The 19869-nt window shown below is 53.3% G+C and carries 21 protein-coding genes; 1 reads left to right on the top strand and 20 read right to left on the bottom strand.

Annotation, left to right across the window (positions count from 1 at the left end; all coding sequences use genetic code 11):
- Positions 1 to 7: 7 nt before the first annotated feature.
- Positions 8 to 1483: an aspartate aminotransferase family protein gene (locus G5B42_RS10175; RefSeq protein WP_181340369.1), complete on the bottom strand. Its 1476-nt coding sequence runs from the start codon at positions 1481 to 1483 to the stop codon at positions 8 to 10.
- A gap of 371 nt (positions 1484 to 1854) precedes the next feature.
- On the opposite strand from G5B42_RS10175, the gene G5B42_RS10170 reads away from it, so the two are divergent.
- Entirely contained in the window at positions 1855 to 2508 is a 654-nt protein-coding gene (locus G5B42_RS10170) for a TetR/AcrR family transcriptional regulator (RefSeq protein ID WP_181340368.1), read from the top strand.
- Positions 2509 to 2678: 170 nt separating this feature from the next.
- Here G5B42_RS10170 and G5B42_RS10165 read toward each other — a convergent pair whose 3' ends face one another.
- From G5B42_RS10165 to G5B42_RS10075, 19 genes are all read right to left on the bottom strand, one after another.
- Complete coding sequence (locus G5B42_RS10165) at positions 2679 to 3029, bottom strand: cupin domain-containing protein (protein ID WP_181340367.1); 351 nt, start codon at positions 3027 to 3029, stop codon at positions 2679 to 2681.
- 92 nt (positions 3030 to 3121) lie between these two features.
- Complete coding sequence (locus G5B42_RS10160) at positions 3122 to 3661, bottom strand: O-acetyl-ADP-ribose deacetylase (protein ID WP_181340380.1); 540 nt, start codon at positions 3659 to 3661, stop codon at positions 3122 to 3124.
- 132 nt (positions 3662 to 3793) lie between these two features.
- Positions 3794 to 5440 (bottom strand): phosphoglucomutase, encoded by a 1647-nt coding sequence (locus tag G5B42_RS10155; protein ID WP_181340366.1) that lies wholly within the window; start codon positions 5438 to 5440, stop codon positions 3794 to 3796.
- A 243-nt stretch (positions 5441 to 5683) separates the two neighbouring features.
- Positions 5684 to 6397 carry an SIMPL domain-containing protein gene (locus tag G5B42_RS10150; RefSeq protein WP_181340365.1) on the bottom strand — a complete coding sequence of 238 codons (714 nt, stop codon included), beginning with the start codon at positions 6395 to 6397 and terminating at the stop codon, positions 5684 to 5686.
- A 345-nt stretch (positions 6398 to 6742) separates the two neighbouring features.
- Positions 6743 to 7855 (bottom strand): Ger(x)C family spore germination protein, encoded by a 1113-nt coding sequence (locus G5B42_RS10145; RefSeq protein WP_181340364.1) that lies wholly within the window; start codon positions 7853 to 7855, stop codon positions 6743 to 6745.
- A complete protein-coding gene (locus G5B42_RS10140) occupies positions 7852 to 8964 on the bottom strand; it encodes a GerAB/ArcD/ProY family transporter (protein ID WP_231133474.1) in 1113 nt (370 codons plus the stop codon). The genes G5B42_RS10145 and G5B42_RS10140 overlap by 4 nt, the downstream gene beginning before the upstream one ends.
- Complete coding sequence (locus G5B42_RS10135) at positions 8945 to 9448, bottom strand: spore germination protein (protein WP_181340362.1); 504 nt, start codon at positions 9446 to 9448, stop codon at positions 8945 to 8947. Before G5B42_RS10135 ends, G5B42_RS10140 begins: the two co-directional genes overlap by 20 nt.
- A gap of 74 nt (positions 9449 to 9522) precedes the next feature.
- Positions 9523 to 9780, bottom strand: a complete 258-nt coding sequence (locus G5B42_RS10130; protein ID WP_331274107.1) for an HPr family phosphocarrier protein — start codon at positions 9778 to 9780, stop codon at positions 9523 to 9525.
- An 88-nt stretch (positions 9781 to 9868) separates the two neighbouring features.
- On the bottom strand, positions 9869 to 10864 hold the full coding sequence (locus G5B42_RS10125) for a PTS fructose transporter subunit IIC (RefSeq protein WP_407926912.1): 996 nt from the start codon (positions 10862 to 10864) through the stop codon (positions 9869 to 9871).
- 17 nt (positions 10865 to 10881) lie between these two features.
- Positions 10882 to 11322 carry a PTS fructose transporter subunit IIB gene (locus G5B42_RS12365; RefSeq protein WP_181340358.1) on the bottom strand — a complete coding sequence of 147 codons (441 nt, stop codon included), beginning with the start codon at positions 11320 to 11322 and terminating at the stop codon, positions 10882 to 10884.
- A gap of 23 nt (positions 11323 to 11345) precedes the next feature.
- Positions 11346 to 11795, bottom strand: a complete 450-nt coding sequence (locus tag G5B42_RS10115) for a PTS sugar transporter subunit IIA (RefSeq protein ID WP_181340357.1) — start codon at positions 11793 to 11795, stop codon at positions 11346 to 11348.
- A 43-nt stretch (positions 11796 to 11838) separates the two neighbouring features.
- Positions 11839 to 12792: a 1-phosphofructokinase gene (pfkB, locus tag G5B42_RS10110; RefSeq protein ID WP_181340356.1), complete on the bottom strand. Its 954-nt coding sequence runs from the start codon at positions 12790 to 12792 to the stop codon at positions 11839 to 11841.
- 30 nt (positions 12793 to 12822) lie between these two features.
- On the bottom strand, positions 12823 to 13587 hold the full coding sequence (locus tag G5B42_RS10105) for a DeoR/GlpR family DNA-binding transcription regulator (protein WP_181340355.1): 765 nt from the start codon (positions 13585 to 13587) through the stop codon (positions 12823 to 12825).
- A gap of 252 nt (positions 13588 to 13839) precedes the next feature.
- Complete coding sequence (locus G5B42_RS10100; protein ID WP_181340354.1) at positions 13840 to 14259, bottom strand: secondary thiamine-phosphate synthase enzyme YjbQ; 420 nt, start codon at positions 14257 to 14259, stop codon at positions 13840 to 13842.
- Positions 14260 to 14476: 217 nt separating this feature from the next.
- Positions 14477 to 14953, bottom strand: a complete 477-nt coding sequence (locus G5B42_RS10095; protein WP_181340353.1) for a PTS sugar transporter subunit IIA — start codon at positions 14951 to 14953, stop codon at positions 14477 to 14479.
- 130 nt (positions 14954 to 15083) lie between these two features.
- On the bottom strand, positions 15084 to 16226 hold the full coding sequence (gene nagA / locus G5B42_RS10090) for an N-acetylglucosamine-6-phosphate deacetylase (RefSeq protein ID WP_181340352.1): 1143 nt from the start codon (positions 16224 to 16226) through the stop codon (positions 15084 to 15086).
- 44 nt (positions 16227 to 16270) lie between these two features.
- Positions 16271 to 17170, bottom strand: a complete 900-nt coding sequence (locus tag G5B42_RS10085) for a DUF7916 family protein (protein WP_181340351.1) — start codon at positions 17168 to 17170, stop codon at positions 16271 to 16273.
- Between the two features lie 79 nt (positions 17171 to 17249).
- Complete coding sequence (nagE, locus tag G5B42_RS10080) at positions 17250 to 18656, bottom strand: N-acetylglucosamine-specific PTS transporter subunit IIBC (RefSeq protein WP_181340350.1); 1407 nt, start codon at positions 18654 to 18656, stop codon at positions 17250 to 17252.
- A 143-nt stretch (positions 18657 to 18799) separates the two neighbouring features.
- Entirely contained in the window at positions 18800 to 19642 is an 843-nt protein-coding gene (locus G5B42_RS10075; protein WP_181340349.1) for a BglG family transcription antiterminator, read from the bottom strand.
- Positions 19643 to 19869 lie beyond the last annotated feature (227 nt).

The following is a 19869-nucleotide window of genomic DNA, read 5'->3' as shown; positions in this document are numbered from 1 at the left end:
CCTCCCCTTACACCTTAACCGCCACGTTTTGGAAGACATTTTCGAACCGGGCCAGGATATCCGGGAGCATCTCGTCTTCATAAGCCGCACTCGTATAAAGCCGGCTCCCGGCCAAGGTTATGATCCCTTCCGCCATATAGGCGGCACCCATATGTTCCATCTCTTTCTTCCGTTCGGAGGTGGCTTTGATCACGGCCGGAATCTGCCACGGTTTGCGCCAGTTGATGACAAAGTGCATGGTGCCGACCGTCTCCAGGTGGCAGATGGAACCCTGGTTAAAGGCGACGAACGGCAGATGATACTTTTCAATCAATTTTTGCAAACCCGCCGTCAATTTGTCCCCAAACTGCCCGGCTTTGGGGATGGCGTTGGTCCGCTCAATCTCGCAGAGGGTATAATAGCCGGCCAAACAGCTTAAGGGGGTGGCCGCCATCGTCCCGCCGACCAAAGCTTTCTTGTGTTTTCCGCCCCCGGCGATACCGGCGCTGAGGTGTTTCATGTATTCTTTTTTCCCGCCGAGGCCGCCGGCGCCCGGATAGCCCCCGGCCACCGCTTTGCCAAAGACGGTCAAGTCCGGGGAGACCCCAAAATAACCTTGGGCCCCCGACATGCCGATCCGGAAGGCGGTCACCACTTCATCAAAGATCAAGAGGGCCCCGTACTTGCGGCACAAAGCCTCCACCCCTTTGTTGAAGTCATAGCGGAGCGGCCTGGTGCCGCTTTCCGGCCCGACCGGTTCCATCATCACCGCCGCCGTCCCGCCGCGCAGTTGATTACGGCGGAGTTTCCGCTCCAGATCATCAAGGTCATTGGGGAAGAATTCCTGCGTATACCTGAAACAATTCCGCGGGACACCCCCCGCCTGGGTCCACTTGGATCCGGGTACCCGGATCCCGTAGGCCAACTGGTCACTCCAACCATGGTAAGCCCCGCCCATCTTCAGAATATACTTCTTTTTCGTCGCCAGCCGGGCCACCCGGATCGCGGCCATACAGGCTTCCGTCCCGGAACCGAGCATCCGGAACATCTCGACCGTTTTGAAATGGTCGGCGATCTTTTTGGCCAGTTTATACTCATACTCGTGGAAAAGTCCGGTTGAAGGGCCGCATTCATTTAAAAGTTCAATCACCTTCGACCTTACCGAGACGGGGTTACTTCCCAGCACCGTCGGGCCCCCCGCTTGTAAAAAATCATAATAGCGGTTGCCGTCCAGGTCATAGAGGTATGGCCCTTCCGCTTTGGTGATCACCAAAGGAAACGGATAGTTAAAGGCCAAGTTGTGTTGGACGCCGCCCGGGATCACCTTTTGGGCTTCTTCAATCATCGCCTTTGATTTGGCGCATTTTTTATTAAAATAGTTCTCCACGTAATCTTGGAGTTTATCCGGCCGGATGGTGTGGATTGGTTGTTTGATTAAATTGTCCAGTTGTTTGATGATCTGGTCGGCATCATGGTATTTGGAGATGGCAAAGGTTTCGCCCATTTTCCTTCCCCCTCTTCGCCAAATTCTCTTGGTGAGTGAACGCTCACTCATTTACCTACATATTACCATTATATTCTGCTTCAGTCAATTATAACCTTTTATTAACTTTTTCTCATGCCGAGCCCGGCTTCTCTTCGGAAACCACTGAAACGAAGGGAAACCCGTCATCACCGGTTTTATCTTCAAAAACCACCTTAAACAGGCGCAATTGTCGCTCCGGGGGCCGGCGTGTTATAATCTAGATAAACTGCACCGTTGGAACTTTTCCTTAAGCTATCCGGTCTTTCGTGAACTATCGCTCCGCGCTCGCGCCGATTCGCAGAGGCGTGGCAAAAGCGGGGATTTATTCTCTGTCTTGAGGTGACGAGCTAATGCTTCTTTTAAAGACAGCCTCTTTCGGCAAACTCCCGGCCGACAAACAGGAGAAAATACTCCAAACCGCCATCATCGAATTTGCCGAGCATGGCTTTGAAGGCGCAAACATCAATATCATTGCGAAAAAAGCCGGCATCAGTGTGGGGTCGATGTATAAGTACTTCAAGAACAAGCACGATCTTTACATGATGACGGTCAGCATTTCCGTGGACAAGCTGACAACGGCCCTAAACGAGATCATCAGTCAGAAGATGGATTTTTTGAGTACGGTGGAAAAGATCATCCGGGCCATTCAGTTCCATTCCCGGGAAAACGTTTATCTGACCAAACTGTATAACCGGATGACCACCGAGAACAATGGCGAATTTGTCCGGACGATCGTTGAACAGATCGAAGGAGTTACCGCTCACCTGTATGCGGCTTTTATCGAAGAGGCCCAGAAAAATGAGGCCGCCCGGAAAAACATCAACCCCAAATATTTTGCCTTCTTCCTCGACAACCTTTTTATCCTGCTGCAATTCTCCTACACCTGTGATTACTACAAAGAACGGCTGAAAATGTTTGTGGGCGACGAGGTTTTTGCCGATGATGAGCTTTTGGTGGAACAACTGATGAAGTTTGTCAAAGGCGCGCTTTATTTACAAGATTGAGTTTGCATGCATCAGAACCGTAGAACACAGGAGATATCCCAATAAAATATAAACCCGGGTGCTTAGACCCCGGGTTTTTCCGCAAAAGCCGCCATGGCCACGCCTAATGTTGAATTGCCTTTCGCAAATAAGTAATCCGCAAAACCCCGGCAATTTCCCGGCCGGTTTCGTTATTGATAGATAATCAACGCAATAAACTCCAAAGGTTCGGAACCGATGTTCTTCAGGCCATGTCCTTCCCCGGCCCCGGTAAAGGTCACATCACCGGCCGTCACGGTAGTAATGTTCCCGTTATCGTTGAACTCACCGGTGCCGCTGAGAATATAATAGGCTTCTCCCTCGTTCTGGTGAACATGGTACCCAATGGAGCATCCGGGCTCCAGTGTATTGTGGGCAAAAGCCCGCCCTTTCCCGTACATTTCTTCCGGACCGTTGAGCAGGTTCCGGATCGTGACTCCTCCTTCGCCTTGAAAGACGTTTTCTTTAAACGTTACTACTCTTTCTTGACTTCGCCGAATCATGGGTGGTCCTCCTTTGGTTCGTTTCTTCCTAATCCTCTTTCATAGTAAGCCCTTCCTGATGAGAGCGTATTCCTTGTCCTCCTGGCCTCTACTTAACCGGCGCGCGCCTTCAATTCGTCAATTTTTCTTAGATAAAGCTCATAATTCTCCCCGTCGAAACAGACAAAGTAAACCTTTTTAATCTGTTGATTCTCTTGCAAGAAAGCAGCCACGGTCTTAAGGGCAATCTCCGCAGCCAGTTCCTTGGGGAAGCGGTAAACCCCGGTACTGATGTTGGGAAAGGCAATGGTCTTCACCGCGTTTTTCACCGCCAGCGCCAAGCTGTTCCGGTAGCAATTGGCCAGCAGCCGCGGTTCATCTTTTTCCCCGCCGCGCCAAACCGGCCCCACGGTGTGGAACACATATTTCGCCGGCAACCGCCCCGCCGTGGTGATCACCGCTTCCCCGGTGGGACAACCCCCTTGCTTCTCCCGGATCTTTATGCATTCGGCCAGGATCGCCGGTCCGCCCGCCCGGTGGATCGCCCCGTCCACGCCGCCGCCCCCCAAGAGACTGCTGTTGGCGGCGTTGACAATGGCATCGACTTCGACCTTGGTAATGTCGCCATGGATGACCTCCACCCGTTCGTCAATATGTAGCTTTGGCATTCCTCTTCCCTCCTTGCTCTTGCGTTAGTCTGGCAAGCGCACCATCAGGCTTCAAACAACTGGGGAGGTAAAAGCAGTACCGGTTTACCCTTTAATTGTATATTTTTATATTTATATTTAATTCAGCCCCAAATAAGCACCGATCTCCTCCGAGGCTTTGCGCGCCGTTGCCAGGGACTCGCCCAGTTCTTCGCGGTAATCCTTGATGATGTTTTCGGTTCCGGAAGCCCGTTTCAGGACCCAAACACCGCCGGATAAAACCACTTTAATGCCATCCCCGATCACCAGCCGCTCAATCGTCCGTCCCGCCACCTTCTTCCCGAACAGAAGCGCCTTGACCTGGTTCGGGTCGGCCGCCAGTTGCATTAAGCGCGCCTTCTGCTCCGGCCGGGCGGGCTGGTCCTCCCGCTCATACTGATAAGGACCGTACTGCTTCTCCAACTCCCGGTAGAGGGTGCCAATATCTTTACCGGTGGTGGCGATGACTTCCATCATCAAGAGCACCGCGGCGATCCCGTCCTTTTCCGTCACCCAGAGGCTGCCGTCCCGGCGCGGGAAGGAAACCCCGGCGCTCTCTTCCCCGGCCAAGACGTATTTCCCGGCCTGTAACCCCGCCACGTAGTGCTTAAAGCCGACATTGACCTCATAGGCCGGACGGCCGTAGTGGGCCGCAATCCGGTCCAACAGGTGGGTCGTGCCAATAGTACGCCCGACCCCCATCGCCGCCGGAAAGTCCCGGTGGGCCGCCAGATAGTCGAAGAGCACACACAGAACATGGTTGGGGTTTAAAATCCCGGTCCCGTCCTCACCGCCAAACCGGTCCGCATCATTATCATTGGCCCCGATGAAGGGGACCCGCAGTTTTTCCCGGATCCCCTGCACCGCCATCATCACATAGTGGGAGGAGGGGTCCCCACGTAACTTGCCGTCCCAGTCATAGGTCCGGTTGGAAGAGGTGGGATCCGGCTCCGCAAGGACTACCTCGATTTGGGTACCGTACATCGCATTAACCGCCTCATAGTAGCCATGGGCCGACCCGCCCAGGGGGGTAACGGCAAAGCGCTCCTTTTTAATCCGGTCCATATCGACCACCCCGCCGAGTTCCCGCACGTAGGGGGTGATCAGGTCGATCTCTTCAACCAGTCCCTTCTCCACGGCGGCCTGGTAGGGCAGGCGTTTAATCTGGTCGCGATGCTCAAGATAGTAGTTGCCTTTTTCATCAATGGGGGCGGTGCGGGTATTGGGCCCGCCGTCCAACCCGTTACTCTTATACCCCGCATCCTCCGGGGGGTTATGGGAAGCAGTGATAATTACCCCTTCCACCTTCTCGCCCCGGGCAACCCGGCTCAGGATCGCGTGGGAAACAACCGGGGTCGGTGTACTCCGCCCGCCCCGGTGGAGCAGAACCTTCATCCCGTTCCCGGCAAAAACCTCCACCGCGGTTTGTTGGGCCAGATCCGAAGCGAAACGGACATCCTTGCCCATCACCAACGGGCCGAGGGGTTTGTCCTTAAGTTCTTCCGGGAGCACCGGCCCAAACGTACCCCGCTCGCGCCGGATATCAACCAACGCCTGGGTCATGGCCGCCACATGAAACTGGGAGAACCCCACCCCGGTATGGCCCCGGTGTCCGGACGTTCCGTTTTTGATGGGCTGTAATGGGCCGCCGGGGTTCTCGTACCAAGTGGTAATCTGTTCCCTGGTATAAAGGTCCTCCGGCCGGGCCTGCTGCCCCGCAAGAGGATGGATCACTCGTTCCGCCATGCTCGTACCTCCTTGTAGTAAACCACTGCCCAAACCAGACCGGTTTCGGCAGATAATCTAGTATTTTGAGCAGATTTTTTATAGTATTGCCAATTCGACCGCTCGATCGGGATTATTTCTTGGTCAACCATTTGATTCCTGCTTCAAAATTCCATCCACATAAAGCCGGCAAAAAACCCGGAGGTCTATGAACCCCCGGGTCTAGTCGTTTAAGATTATTGTAAGACGATCGGGCGTATTATTTCATTTCAAATTAAACGTCACATGGGCCGTAACCCGGATCTGTTGCCGACGGGTCGAAGTATCATGGATGCCGGCCGCTTCAACCCTGGTCGAATTGGGTTCGGTGATCTGAAACACGCCGGAACGGACAGACACGATCTTGCCAACTTTCACATCGGTCTGCTCCACCATTTTCTCCGCCCGTTCCCGGGCATTTCTGGTTGCTTCCCCCACCAGTTCCTTTTTGAGTTCATCAATGCCGGTATAGAAATATTCCAAAGTCGAGTTGATCGTCCCCCCATCCAGCAGTTCCACCGGATCAAAGGCCAGCGCTTCAACCGCGTCCACCTGGTCGGTGATCACGTAGATTGTCTGTTGGAATTGGTAACCCCGAAAAACCCGGGAGTTTCCGTTGTAATCATACTCCTTATAGACGTAGGCCGGCTTCATGGTAATACTTTCACGGTCGATACCTTTTGTGGCAAGCAGTGCAAAGATCTTTTCCCGGATCGCCTGGAGTTTCACGTAACCGGCCGTCAGATCATTACCCAAAACTTCCTCTTCGATATTGAGCGTCCACTTCACCTGATCCGCCTCAAAGTCCTTGGAAGCCGCCCCCACCACACTGATGGTCTGGCCGGGACTCTGGGCCTGATAAAAATAGGAACCAAAAATAACTGCAGAAATAATCAATGATACCCCAAGAATCAAACCCACTTTAAGACTGGAATTCACTGTCATCCCCCCTTTCTAGGAGCAACGGAGGCAAGCTCCGTTTTCCCGTAGAAGAATTACCGATTAAACAACGCTTTCCTGCAAGTATTTCCTGGAAAGCGCTTTACCATTTCATCAAAATATCCCTAAGCCCTTAAAGTGCAGGAAGTTTTTTCTTTTACAACGAATAACGTTAGTAAAATTACAGTAAGCGAGCACAAATTTAAAGAAAGGAGTATCCCGTTGACTATCTGTATGAATTGTCGCCAAAGTGTAGAATGAACACGGAAATCATTGCCAACATCATGGTTATAATATGCAGAAGTCAGTCATAAAAGAAGCTCATTCTTCCCCAACCGCCGCGGATTACCGCAAGATACCGTAGTTGTCCACGGTGAACTCGACCTTCACTTCGATGGGAATCTCCGGGTAAATCCGTTCCCAAGCAGAGGGTTCCCAAGTCGAGGCATTATGAACACGGTACATTTCCCCGAGGGCTAGAAGGTCTGCACCAAGCCCTTGCAGTTTTTGGAGGGTCTTGCGCATCTCCCGTTCCAGGTGGGTACTGACCGCATGGTCAATCCGCTGCCGGTCTTCCCGGTTCAGTCTAACCGCCATTTTTGTCGATTCGATGAGACAACCATGGGCTTTAACATCAATGGTGATCACCGGCCCCGTCCGGGTTTTTTTGTAGCCTATTTTGGTTTTTGCCCGGACTTGGCGCATGGCAACCCAGCCGTACTCGGAGATGGGCAAATTGAGGTAGGCACTCCGGGTATTCCCGCTGAGGAGCCCAAACATCCGGGCTTCCTCCCCCGACAACTCCCCGACCAGACGGTCGTCATGTAACACTCCTAAACCTTCGATAATAAAAGTCTCCTCGTCCGTATCATACTCCAGAATCGGTAGAAAAGCATCTTGCGTTGGCAGGCTGATATTACGGACCAATCGCCATACAGGCTGATCAAACGCCTGGTCCCGCTTCCCCTGCGCATGAAAGAAGGTAACCAAACTGATTCCCGGAATCCCCTTATGCCATAGAGCATGGCTCAACATGGCCGCCGCCTCATCCTTGACCAGGAGAACATGGGCCTGGGGTGGAACTCCCGGGTGCCGCCGAAGGGCGTCAATGATGCTTTTTAGACCGGCCGCGGCCAATTCCTCGGCGATGAGTACCGTCTTCATATGTCCGAAAAAAAGCGTCCGTTGGGTTTTGCTCTGGAGTGTCGGTACCGCGCCAATGATACTCTCCCCTTCGGCGGTCAAGACCGCAAACGACCCTTTGTTCACCTGCGGACTCCCAAAGATCGGCAATAGTTCCTCCACAATCGGAACCTGCACCGACAGGCGGAGCCGTCCGTTCTCCCCTTGGTCCAACCCGGCGGCCAAAACAAGCACCCGGTCGTTGATGTCTTCCGCATTCCAGCAACCCATCAGGATTAAGGGGAATAGACAGAAGAGAAGCGCCTTCCTTTTCATCGTCCATCCTCACCCTTCCGCAAAACCAACGCGCAAAGATAATAGAAGACGGGGAGGCCAAAGAAGGGGATCCAACCGTAATTTGCCGCATATTCCAGCAATTCCCTCGTCTCGCCCATATTTTGCGGGTACAAAACCAGGAAATATTTAACCGGTAACAAAACCCAGACCAGCCGTTTATAGTCCAAAAGCCCCAGGATTTGCGAGAAACCCAACGCCACCACGTAGTAGATAAAGCCCGATCCCACCAGAGCAAGGGTATTCCAGACGATGATCATAAACAATCCGGCTTGTTCGAGAAGAAGATAGGGATACTCCATCGCCCTTACCATTTCCAAAGCGGGAAAAGCATGGTTCCGCCCGTGTTCGCTACCGAAAGTCCCGATCACCCCCACCGTGAAAAGCATGTAATAAAAGACCAGAACCAGAAGGGCACCTCCGGTATAACGGGGGATTTTCCTTTGTATCCCCCGGAGGTAAGGTGTGACCAAAGCAAAAATCGCCAGCGGGGCAAAGGAATAAAGCACCGATAACCCCCCCGGCAAATAAAGCTTGAGATCGGGATGGAAGACCGGTCGGAGGCGGTTGACATTAATCTCCGGCAAGACCCCAACCGCCATCAAGAGAAGGACGATTAAGATCGGGAGAACAACGAAGGAGGCCAACCGCGAGATAGTTTCGATCCCGCGGGAAGCAAGATAACCTGCACTTAAGAGATAGGTGATCGTTAGAGCCGACAAGGGCGTATTGGGCAGAAGATAATCTTTGATGAGATTGACCCGGTCGCGAGTGAATAAAACGAGAAGCAGAAGGAGAACGGTCAGGTAACCCAGCCCGCAAAGGCGTCCACAAAATGGACCGGTAATCTTCAACCCGGCTTGGAGCAGATTTAAGGCGGGAAACCTTTTCATCACTTGATAGATGGCCGCGAGCGGCGGGATCGCCAAGACCAGCGCGACCGGTATCGCCAGATAACCATTGGCCCCCATCACTTCCGTGGCATGATAAGGGACGTTAATCAAACCAAAGCTGAGGGTGACAATGATCAGTAAACTCCAGTAAAGCCACGGTCCGAGGCTGGTTTTTTCCTCATGCATCTTCCTCGTCATCCTCTCTTTTTGTTCCGCCGGTCCGTAGGATATTACGCGGCCGGTAGGTCTCCGGCCGGTGCCAACGGGCCCAAAATGGTTTGCGTACCGGGGCATCCCCCAGTTCTTCCCATTGGAGCGGTGCCCACGGCGCCAAATAGGAAACGCCAAAGGATTTCAGGTCGGCGGCATGGACCAGCACCACGATCCCGGCGATGGTCAGACCATGCAAACCAAAAAGCGCCGCCGCACTGGGGTCATCCAACGGGTAGACACGTCCTTTAACGGGAATGTCCGGAGCCGCCGTGGGCAACGCCCCGAGAGTCGTAAATTGGTCCGTTACCCACGCAATCGTTTCATCCGCGACCAGACTGTTCAAATAAAGAAGATGGGATAACCCATCCTTCCCCACAGGCATCACCCGAAGGTCGGATGGACTTCCCATCCCTTCAGCTATTTGTTTAATTTTGGCGCAGACCGTTTTGGCGTCTGTCTTCTCTCGCATCGGTTCACCTTTGGCCGGTTTTTTTCGATATAAGTTTAACCATTAACCAAAGGAAACTATGCCGGTTTTTCGCTTTAAAGCTCCGGATCGAAGGTTTCAACCAGTTTAACCAGTTCCGCCACGGCTGCTTCCGCATCGGGCCCTTCGGCGGAGATCTCAATTGTGCTCCCTTTTTCCAACCCCAGGGTGAGGATGCCCATGATACTTTTGGCGTTTACCGGCTCCTCCCCTGGACGCGCCAGATAGACTTGGCTCGCAAACTGTTGTGCCTTTTCCATGAATATTGCTGCAGGTCGGGCGTGCAAACCAGACTTGTTTTTAATCGTGACCATTTTTTTGACCATTTACTCCACCTCGGTTTGCTGGACCGGTGAGCAGTTTAGAACTGCTCACCAGTCCAGCCTCTTGTCTTGCGAATCCTTACCCGCTAACGCTCGTGCCTTCGGCAACCTCCTGGTCGAGCGAAGGTTTCAACGCATTAACCACTAGGGCAGTAACGATCGTTCCCGCCGCTAAGGCCACTAAATATAAGCCAAAGTTACCAATCATGGGGATGACGAAAATCCCGCCGTGCGGCGCCGCCAGCGTGCATCCGAACAGCATGGACAGCGCCCCCGCCACAGCCGACCCCGCCATGATGGAGGGAATCACCCGGAACGGATCGGCCGCGGCAAAGGGGATCGCCCCTTCGGTAATGAAAGAAGCACCCATGATCCACGCCGCTTTACCCGCATCAATCTCCCGTTTCGAATATTTATGCGGGGCCAACACCGTTGCTAAGGCCAGACCGAGCGGCGGGGTCATGCCCGCTGCCATAATTGCCGCGTGGGGCTCGAGAATGTTTTGGGAGATCATCGCAAGCCCAAAGGTGTATGCCACTTTATTCACTGGTCCGCCCATGTCAAAGGCCATCATTAATCCTAAAACAATCCCCAGTAACACCGAACTACCGGTGGACAACCCACGAAGCCATTCGGTTAAAGCATCCATCATTCCTTTGATCGGTAAACCGATCACAATGACCATTAACAAGCCGACAATCGCAGAAGATAATAACGGGATAACTAAGACGGGCATCAGTTTATACAATGATTTGGGCACCGGCCAGTTTTTGATCCAGAGGGCCACATAACCGGCGAGCAAACCACCGATTAGACCTCCTAAGAAGCCCGCCCCAATGTTGGAAGCCAACATCCCCGCGATCATCCCCGGCGCAATCCCGGGGCGGTCAGCAATAGCGAAAGCGATAAAACCAGCTAATGCCGGAACCATCAGGCCAAAAGCCGTACCACCCACCTGGTTCAGATAACCGGCAAAGGTGCCGCTTTCCACCTGGTACCCGCCGAGCAAAAAGGATATGGCAATCAGAATACCACCGGCGGTAACAAAAGGAATCATGTACGACACACCGGTCATGAGACTATTCCGCACACTTATTTTCGTTTGAGCCATCCAAACAACACCTTCCTTTTTTCATTTTCCTCTTTTCCTCTTTCGCTAGAGGCCGAACTTGGTTTCCCAGACCTGGGTTCTCCGGAATCTACCTGCGGCGACAGATCTCCTCCTTTCTCCACCAACTCGACAGCAGCAAGAATTATTTCCCGCGAATGTTTAATCGCTTCCGAGACACCTTTTTTCAAGATCAGTTTCCCGGCAAACCGTTCGGAACGGGTTACCGACATATCCACCGCAAAGATGACCGCATCAGCGGCGGCAATCTCTTCCGGGGTCAATTCATTTTCGACCCCCATTGAGCCCTGGGTCTCTACTTTTATTTCATGGCCGAGTTCTTCTGCGGCCATCTCCAGTGCTTCGGCCGCCATATACGTATGGGCCACCCCCGTCGGGCAGGCGGTTACAGCAACAAATTTCATGGAGTCACCTCCTTTCCAACCGTTTAATCGCGCTTATTTAAAGCGTTTAAAACTTCTTCGTGCGAAGTCGCTTGTTTCAGTTTGGACCGTACTTCCTCATGGATTAACATCCGGGATAGATTCGCCAGAATCTTTAAATGTTGGTTATCGGCATTTTCCGGCACCGCGATCAAAAAGATCAGATGGGCGGGTCCATCCGGACCGCTAAAGTCAACGCCGGGCTCCGACTTGCCAAAGGCGACGCAGGCTTCGCGGACAGCCTTGGATTTACCGTGGGGAATGGCCACACCCATACCCACCCCGGTGCTGCCGATGGCCTCCCGTTCCATAACTGCGGCGATATACTCGTCTACATCGTGGAGATACCCGCCGGCCGCCATTAAGGCCGCCAATTCGTTAATAGCTTCCTCTTTTGAAGTAGCCTTTAGTTCCAAATTTATTAGTTGCGAATTAAGAAGATCACCGACTTTCATCCAGTCCCGTTACCTCCCCTGAAATTTGTCGTTGTCCCCGAGCTCAATCTAACCGCTTCAGTTCCACCCTTTTCTCCATCGCCAGCACCGCTTCGAACTGCGGTTTAGCAACGGATGTTGCTTGGTCGGTAACCGCCAAGGTCCCAGAGGCTACGCCCAGGCGCAAACACTCGGCCAGTGGCCGGTCCGAGACCATTCCGTAGATGAAACCGGCCATTAAACTGTCACCGGCACCAATCGTATTTTCCGGCTTGACCTTCGGCGGGATGGCGTGGTAAGTCCCCTCTTCGCTGGCCATAACCGCACCAAGCGCCCCCAGGGAGACGACGACAACGGCAATGCCATAGGCGCGACGCAATTCCATCGCGGCTTCGGCGGCCATGGCCGGGGTGGTAATCTCCCGGCCCAAGAGCTCCGAAAGTTCCTGCTGGTTCGGTTTGATCAGATCGGGAGCAGCTTTTATCCCTTCCCGTAAAGCCGCCCCGGAGGTATCCAAGAGCGTTTTGCAACCAAAGGTTTGGGCGGTGGCAATCAGGTCGCGGTAATAATCGGCGGGACACCCCTGGGGCAAGCTCCCCGAGAAAACCGTGTAGCCACTTTGCACCGCATAATCCGACAAAAGCTGAAGGAGTTGCTTTTGCTCCCCGGCACCGACATAGGGTCCCGGCTCATTAATCTCGGTCTCTTCGCCACTGGTCGGATCCATGATTTTCGTGTTGGTCCGCGTGTTGCCGTCCACAAAGACCGGAGTGATCTCCACTCCCTCTGTGCGTAACATGTGAATTAATTCCCGGCCAATAATGCCGCCAAAAAACCCGATGGCCGCCACCTCCAGGTCGTAACCCTTTAAGAGGCGGGCAATATTTAAACCTTTTCCACCCGGATCAACCCGGACCCGGCTGACCCGGTTTTGGCGCCCGGGTTGCAATCCTTCCAACCAGTAAGTCTTGTCAATGGCGGGGTTGGGGGTGATCGTGGTCACCTGCCGTTTCTTCAATTTCGACCCTCCTCCACATCTATTCCGGCTTTATTCTGCGATGATAACCTCAATTCCCATCTGTTCCATTTCTTTCTGGAGTTTTTTGTCGATGCCGTCATCGGTAACGATCACATCGATCTCGGTGAGAGGGGCAATCGTTGTTAAACTGACCTCCCCGAATTTACTGTGGTCCAGAACCGCAATCACTTTCGAACCGGCCTTAACCATCGCCCGCTTCGTATAGGCTTCCGTCAAGTTCGGCGTGGTCAGCCCTTCCTTAATCGTACAGCCGTTGGCAGCGATAAATACCTTGTCCGCATGGAAATTCCGTAGATTTTCCTCCGCCATAGGCCCCACCAACGCCCGGGTACTAAACCGGAGACGGCCACCGATGACCACCAAATCCAGTTCCTCATTGGCCTCCATTTCTTCAATGATGGACAGCGCGTTGGTGATTACCGTGATATTCTTCTTCTCCTTCAAATGCCTGACCATCTGTAAGGTGGTGGTCCCCGCGTCCAGGATCACCGTTTCGCCATCCTCCACCAGTCCGGCGGCCACCCGTCCAATCTTCTGTTTCTGCACCAAAAAACGGTCTTTTTTATCGGTGTACGTTGGTTCAAACTTGCGCGGGGAAGCAAGCAAAGCACCCCCGTGGGTACGTCTGATCACACCCAGCTTCTGAAGCTCGTTGAGATCCCGGCGGATCGTGGCTTCACTGACCCCCAATCGTTCCGCCAGCCCGCTCACGGACATACTGTAGTGTTCTTCTAAGGCGGAGATTAATTTCTGCCGTCTTTCTTCCGGAAACAACAACAACTCCTCCCGTTATCCCTAAAACTTATTTTTAACAATACGACACATTCGCGCAAAATCCTTCATAAATTTGCAGATTATTTGCTTGATTTTGTTCGAATGTCGCGTTTCTTGCAAAAAACACCTGCTATACAGGCAGGGTGCCCATTATGCCGTAACCCGCTCCGCTTGTTTTTTAGACCGTGGCAACAACGGAAAGGAGGACCGATCAAAAAAGGAGCCGGCCTGATCGCCAGCTCCCTTCGTTTTTTATTCACCAATAATCTTAATGAGCACCCGTTTCCGCCGCCCGCCGTCAAACTCGCCGTAAAAGATCTGTTCCCACGGGCCAAAATCCAGTTTCCCGTCGGTCACGGCCACCACCACTTCCCGGCCCATAATCTGTCTTTTTAGATGGGCATCGCCGTTATCTTCTCCGGTAAGGTTATGGCGGTACCGGCTGATCGGTTCGTGGGGCGCCAATTTCTCCAACCAATCCCGGTAATCTTGCCACAGACCACTTTCGTGGTCGTTAATAAAGACACTGGCCGTAATGTGCATCGCATTGACCAGACAGAGCCCTTCCCTAATCCCGCTCTCCCGCAGGGCTTCCTCCACCTGGCCGGTGATGTTAATCAACGCGAACCGCTCTTTTGTGTTGAAGACCAGTTCCTTTCGGTATGATTTCATTTTGATCACCTCTCCTTCCCGTTCGTTGTTGCTCTACGCCGCGAACTACCTCTATTATATTTAATCTCCGGCCAGAATCAATCACCGACCAGCAAACGCAAAAAACCGCCCGGCGTACAGGCGGTTATATTCAGTATAAGATATGATTATCTAGCGACCGCTATTTCCCGTGTCAATTTGAAGGCCTGACCAAACGCAAACTGGTGCCCGTTGAACGCTAGAGCTTCACTTTTATCACCGTTGTCCGCGGGGTGACCGGCCCCAAGCAACTTTTAAGCTCTTTGACCACCGGCATATTGGCGATCACGAGCGGGCTGAGCGTGGATTTCCCTTTGGCGGCGATCAATTCCAGATCAAACTCCAACAGCTTGTCGCCGGCTTTAACCCACTGCTTGGGCTCGACAAAGCTGGTAAAGCCCTCACCCCGCATCTCCACCGTATCGATCCCGATATGGATTAAAACCTCCAACCCTTCTTTCGTCCGTAGCCCAAGAGCGTGCTTGGTTGGGAAAACCTGCACCACTTCACCGTCGACCGGGGCGTAAAGCACTCCCTCCTCCGGTTTAAAGGCCAAACCGTCACCAACCATCTTATCCGCAAAGACCGGATCCGGGACAACACTGAGGTCAACGGCCTCTCCCCTGACCGGTGCTTTAATTTCTATAATTTTATCTTTTTTGAAGAAGTTTAGCATCTTCCGTCCTCCTTCTTTGCCTGAAAAACTCCGGGATTATTTCTGCCATGACACGCCAGCAAATTTACTGCATTCTTACCGTAAACAAGCCTTTTCGTCCCTTGCCGCGCAACAAGAAATACGCTTAACCTCAGATCCGGCCCGTGAAGACCGTTTCGCCCGCCACAATCGTCATTAAAACATTAAAATCTTCATCCCACAAGACCAGGTCGGCATCCTTCCCTGGAGCGATACTCCCTTTCCGGTCCGCCAGCCGCAGAATCCGCGCCGGGTTTAAAGTTGCCATCTTGACAATCTCCGCCAGGGGAAGCCCGGTGTTACGGTAGAAATTACGCAACGCAACATTCATCACCAACGTACTCCCCGCCAAAGTACCGCTTTCGAGACGGGCTTGGCCTTCTTTGACATGGACGGTCATCCCGCCTAAATCATACGTGCCGTCCGCCAAGAGGCAGGCCCGCATCGCATCGGTCACCAAGACCAGTTCGGTCACAGGTTTAATCTTCACCAGCAGTTTATGGATCTCCGGAACGCTGTGAATGTTATCGGCAATCACTTCACAGGCCACCGGATGGGATAGAGCCGCCCCGACCACACCCGGTTGGCGATGGTGCAGGGGAGTCATGGCGTTAAACAGGTGAGTAATCAGGGAGGCACCGGCCGCGATCCCCTTGGCCGCTTCTTCATAGGTGGCTTTCGTATGACCAATGGAGACAACGACCCCGGCGGCGACCAGTTGCCGGATAAAGTCCAAGGCCCCCTCCAGTTCCGGGGCAACGGTCAACACCCGGATCACACCGAGGTAGGGCCGGATCCACGCAAAATCGGGCCCAATCATGTAGCGTTCATCATGGGCTCCCTTATTTTCCGGGCTGAGAAAAGGTCCTTCCAGATTACAGCCTAATACTTGCGCCCCTTGGCCCGGCGCGCCGGACATCGCCGCGGCGATCCGGTCCAAGGCCCGTTCGATCCGGGCGCGGTCCATCGTCATCGTGGTGGGGAGAAAAGCGGTCACCCCGGTGGCGACCAAACGGTCGGCAATGACCTTTAAAGCCCGGTCGTCCTCATCCATGGTGTCGTATCCGGCACACCCGTGGATATGAAGATCAATAAACCCGGCCGACAGGTAGGCCCCGCCCCCGTCCATGACCGTACAGCCGGCGGGAAGCTCTTTTTCCGGAAGAACCTCCCGGATAGTTTGGTCGTAGACCACCGCTTGGCCTTCTTTGATTCCTTCCGTCGTAATTAATCTGATGTTTTTGATCGCTTTCATCGAACCCCGACTCCTCAATGGATTTTCATTTTTCCTCTATTAACTCACCGGTTGATGGAGCGCGCCATCCGCCGGTAGGTATGCCGACGCCCCCGAATCGCTATGCTGTAAGCGATTATGTTTTCCGGAACCGCAATTCCGGGGTAGCCTGCATCCCCAATGTGGTGCAAGTCGGTCCCGGTCATCTTGGCCAGCAGGGCTATCTGCCGCACGGTCTGCTCGTCAGCCCCTTCCTGGGAAGTGCCGACCGTAGTCATCGTGAGCACCCCGCGGGAATGGGCCAGCTGCACCAGGCCTTTGATATACTCCATGGTAATTCCGGGCACGGTCCCCGGCGCGGGCAGTAAAACAATATCACAACCGGCGGTGATAAACTCCTCCACATCCTGGGCGGTGACCAATTGTTCGCCACTTTCGTGGCGGAGGCCGGCCGCATGCATTTTCCCGGCGGCAATGATCAGTTCATCCCCCACTTCCCCGGCAATCTCGGCCAGGACTTTGCTGATCACCCGGTTGGAAGCGGCCGTCCCCGGATTCCCCGTCAAGACAATGAAGTCCGCCCCCATCGCCCGGGCCTTCCGGGCGTTTACCGCCGAAGCCCGCCGCCCCGGGGGTAAAGTGGTATTTTCACCGACTGCTTCCAGATTAACCCCGATTAACCTTCCCGTCAACCTTTTAATTACGTTAATGACTTCAGCCGGTTCGTGGGGAGGCAGGCCAAAGTAGTCCGGCTGGTCCAGATCAAGCATGTTAAGGAGGATAAGATCCGCACCACAGGCCGCCACCAGTTCGGCATTGCTGATGTCAAAGAGCAGCGGCGGAATGACGCCAATCACCTCACTGACCAGCACCCGCCCTTCACTGGCGGCAATGGCGGTGAGGATCTCATCCTTCGTCATCTTCGCCAAATCCGAGGTATCGCAGTCAAGCAGTCTTTTTACCATCTTCTCCTCCTAAACCACAGTCTTTTTATAAGGACTGCAGGAGCCGTCCGGCTCCTGCAGTTTTGGGGTTCGGGGTTCCTTAACCGCTGATATTCTTGGCGGTCATTACTGCTTTCATGTGGGTCACCAACGGGTCGGCCACGGTCCCTACGACAATCTGGAAGTTGTTCCCCGGCAGTTTTAAGACCGCGGTGGCACCCAGTTCCCGCAAGCGGGCTTCATCCACTTTTTCGCCGTCGATCGCGGTAATCCGGATTCTGGTGACGCAAGCATCAATCACTTTGATGTTTTCCTTCCCGCCCAGCGCCGCCAGGACTTCCGCCGCCCGGTCGCGCAGTTCGGTATTGCTTAACCCGGACAGTACCGCCGACTCTTCCGTAATCCGGCCTGGAGTCGGAATATCCAGTTTCTTAATGAAGTAGACGAAGACAAGGTAGTAGATCACACCAAAGACGACACCGACCACCAAAAGGCCAATCGGGTTCGCGGAGATCCCGAAGTTGAGGAAATAGTCGATGAAACCGGCCGAGAAACCAAAGCCGCAGCGCATACCCAAAGCGTTGGTCAGCGCCAAGCTAATACCGCTCAACAGCGCATGCAGGACGTACAGGACCGGTGCCAAGAACATGAAGAGGAACTCGATCGGCTCGGTGATCCCGGTTAAGAAAGAGGTGAAGGCCACACCAAGAAGCATACCGGCGACAGATTTCCGGTTTTCCGGTTTGGCCGTGGCGATCATCGCCAGACAAGCAGCGGGGAGACCAAACATCATAATCGGGAAGAAACCGGTCATAAAGACACCGGCCGTGGGGTCCCCGGCGAAGAAACGGGACAGGTCGCCGGTGATGGTTTGCCCGGCGGCGTTAACATACTCCCCAAACTGGAACCAGGCGAAGGAGTTGATCACGTGGTGCAAACCGAAGGGGATCAGCAAGCGGTTGAGGAAACCGAAGAAAAAGCCGCCAACCGCACCCGAGGTCGCAATCACATTCCCGAAAGTGCTGATGTAATTCTGAATCAACGGCCAGACAAAACCGGCAATTACGCCCAGGATTAAAGCGACAAATGAAGTGATAATCGGCACAAACCTTCTCCCGCCAAAGAACCCGAGGAAATCAGGAAGACGAACTGCTTTGTACTTGTTGTACATCATCGCAGCGATAAGACCAGCAATGATACCGGCGAGGACACCCATGTTGATGCCCGCATCAAAGGTGGTGGCCACCAAAGTCAGCACCCAGTAGCCAACGGCCGCGGCCAGCCCGGCCACCCCGTTGTTCTCGTCGGCCAAGCCAATGGCAATTCCGATGGCAAACAACAGCGGCAGGTTGTTAAAGACAGCGGCCCCGGCATTGGCCATCCAGGGCAGATCAAGGACATCACCGGAACCCAAGCGCAGCAACAGCGCCGCCGCCGGCATCACTGCCACCGGGGTCATCAAGGCCTTCCCCAGACGTTGCAGTTTACCCAAAAAGTTTCCGTTCATTTTTTAACCTCCTAATTTTTATTTTTTTTTTGACAAAAGAAAAAGAGCCGAAGGGAATACCCTCCAGCTCATGCCCACAGGTTGCACGCTGTTTCAGGTGGTAACATTTATTGATATTCATTTACAGTATAGTTAATAAAATGTTAGTTGTCAAGAGCATTTTTTAATCTTTCGATATGGAGTGTCAGGTAGCCCAGTTCTTCCTGGGGTACCTCCGCATAGAGCTCTTCTTCCATCATCTTCCCGACCAACTTGGCCAAACGATAGGAGTCCTTATAGGTCTTCTTGATGGCGGGCAGGAGTTCGTTTTTAATCGGATTACCCTTGATAATTCTTTCGACCGCATAGCGAATATGCGAAGCAAACCGCGCGTAGTCAAGGGATTTACGGTCGACCGCAATCCCCAACTCATCCTCGATAATCTCCAAAGCCGAATTACAGATATAAGCGTATTTGACTGAATTGGAGAGTTTATCCCTGGTTTTTAAAGAATGAATATGCAGGGCAATAAACCCGGCTTCGTCCTCGGGAATTTGGAGATTGAGGGCCTTCTCCAACATTTTGATTGCTTCCTTGGCCAACGCCAATTCCTGAGGGTAGAGGGTCTCAATCTCGATCATAAACGGATTTTCGATCTGGTCGTTATTCTGCAGGCGAAAAACGGTGAAGGCAATATGGTCGGTCAAACGCACGTGCAACTCTTCGTCAAGGGGTTCCCCGGTGGCCGACGAGATCATGTGCAAGATCTCCTCACAGACCCCCACCAGCCGCGCGTCGTTCTCGGCCACGATCTGTTTGAACCGTTGACTGGTCTCGGGATTCTCGATCACAAAAACCCGTTCAAAATCGGTATCGGCCGGAATCCGGTCGCCGGGTTTGGCGCTGAAACCGATGCCTTTCTTGATCAGAATCTTTTCGGTGCCTTGGTGCTTAGCCAAAACCACATTATTGTTGAAAGGTTTAATCACCGCGTATTCGGCCGGCATAACCGCACCTCCTGCCCTAGCCAACGACAAAACCCTAATTTAACCGGGTTCTATTTAACAACATTATAACATAACAATGGAAAAAGCAAAGCCCATGGTCGATAAAAAAAACTGCCAACCGCTTCGCTTTCTTTAAATTATTGTTGCAAATCTCCCCGTTCTCAGGTAAAATAAAGACAAAAGAGTTCTGAACGGGTGTGTTACTGGGATCGCCAGGCATTAACCTA

Source organism: Capillibacterium thermochitinicola, assembly GCF_013664685.1.
Lineage (GTDB): Bacteria > Bacillota > UBA4882 > UBA10575 > UBA10575 > Capillibacterium > Capillibacterium thermochitinicola.
The sequence above is the reverse complement of the archived record's forward strand: the minus strand, read 5'-3'. Positions and strand labels throughout refer to the sequence as shown.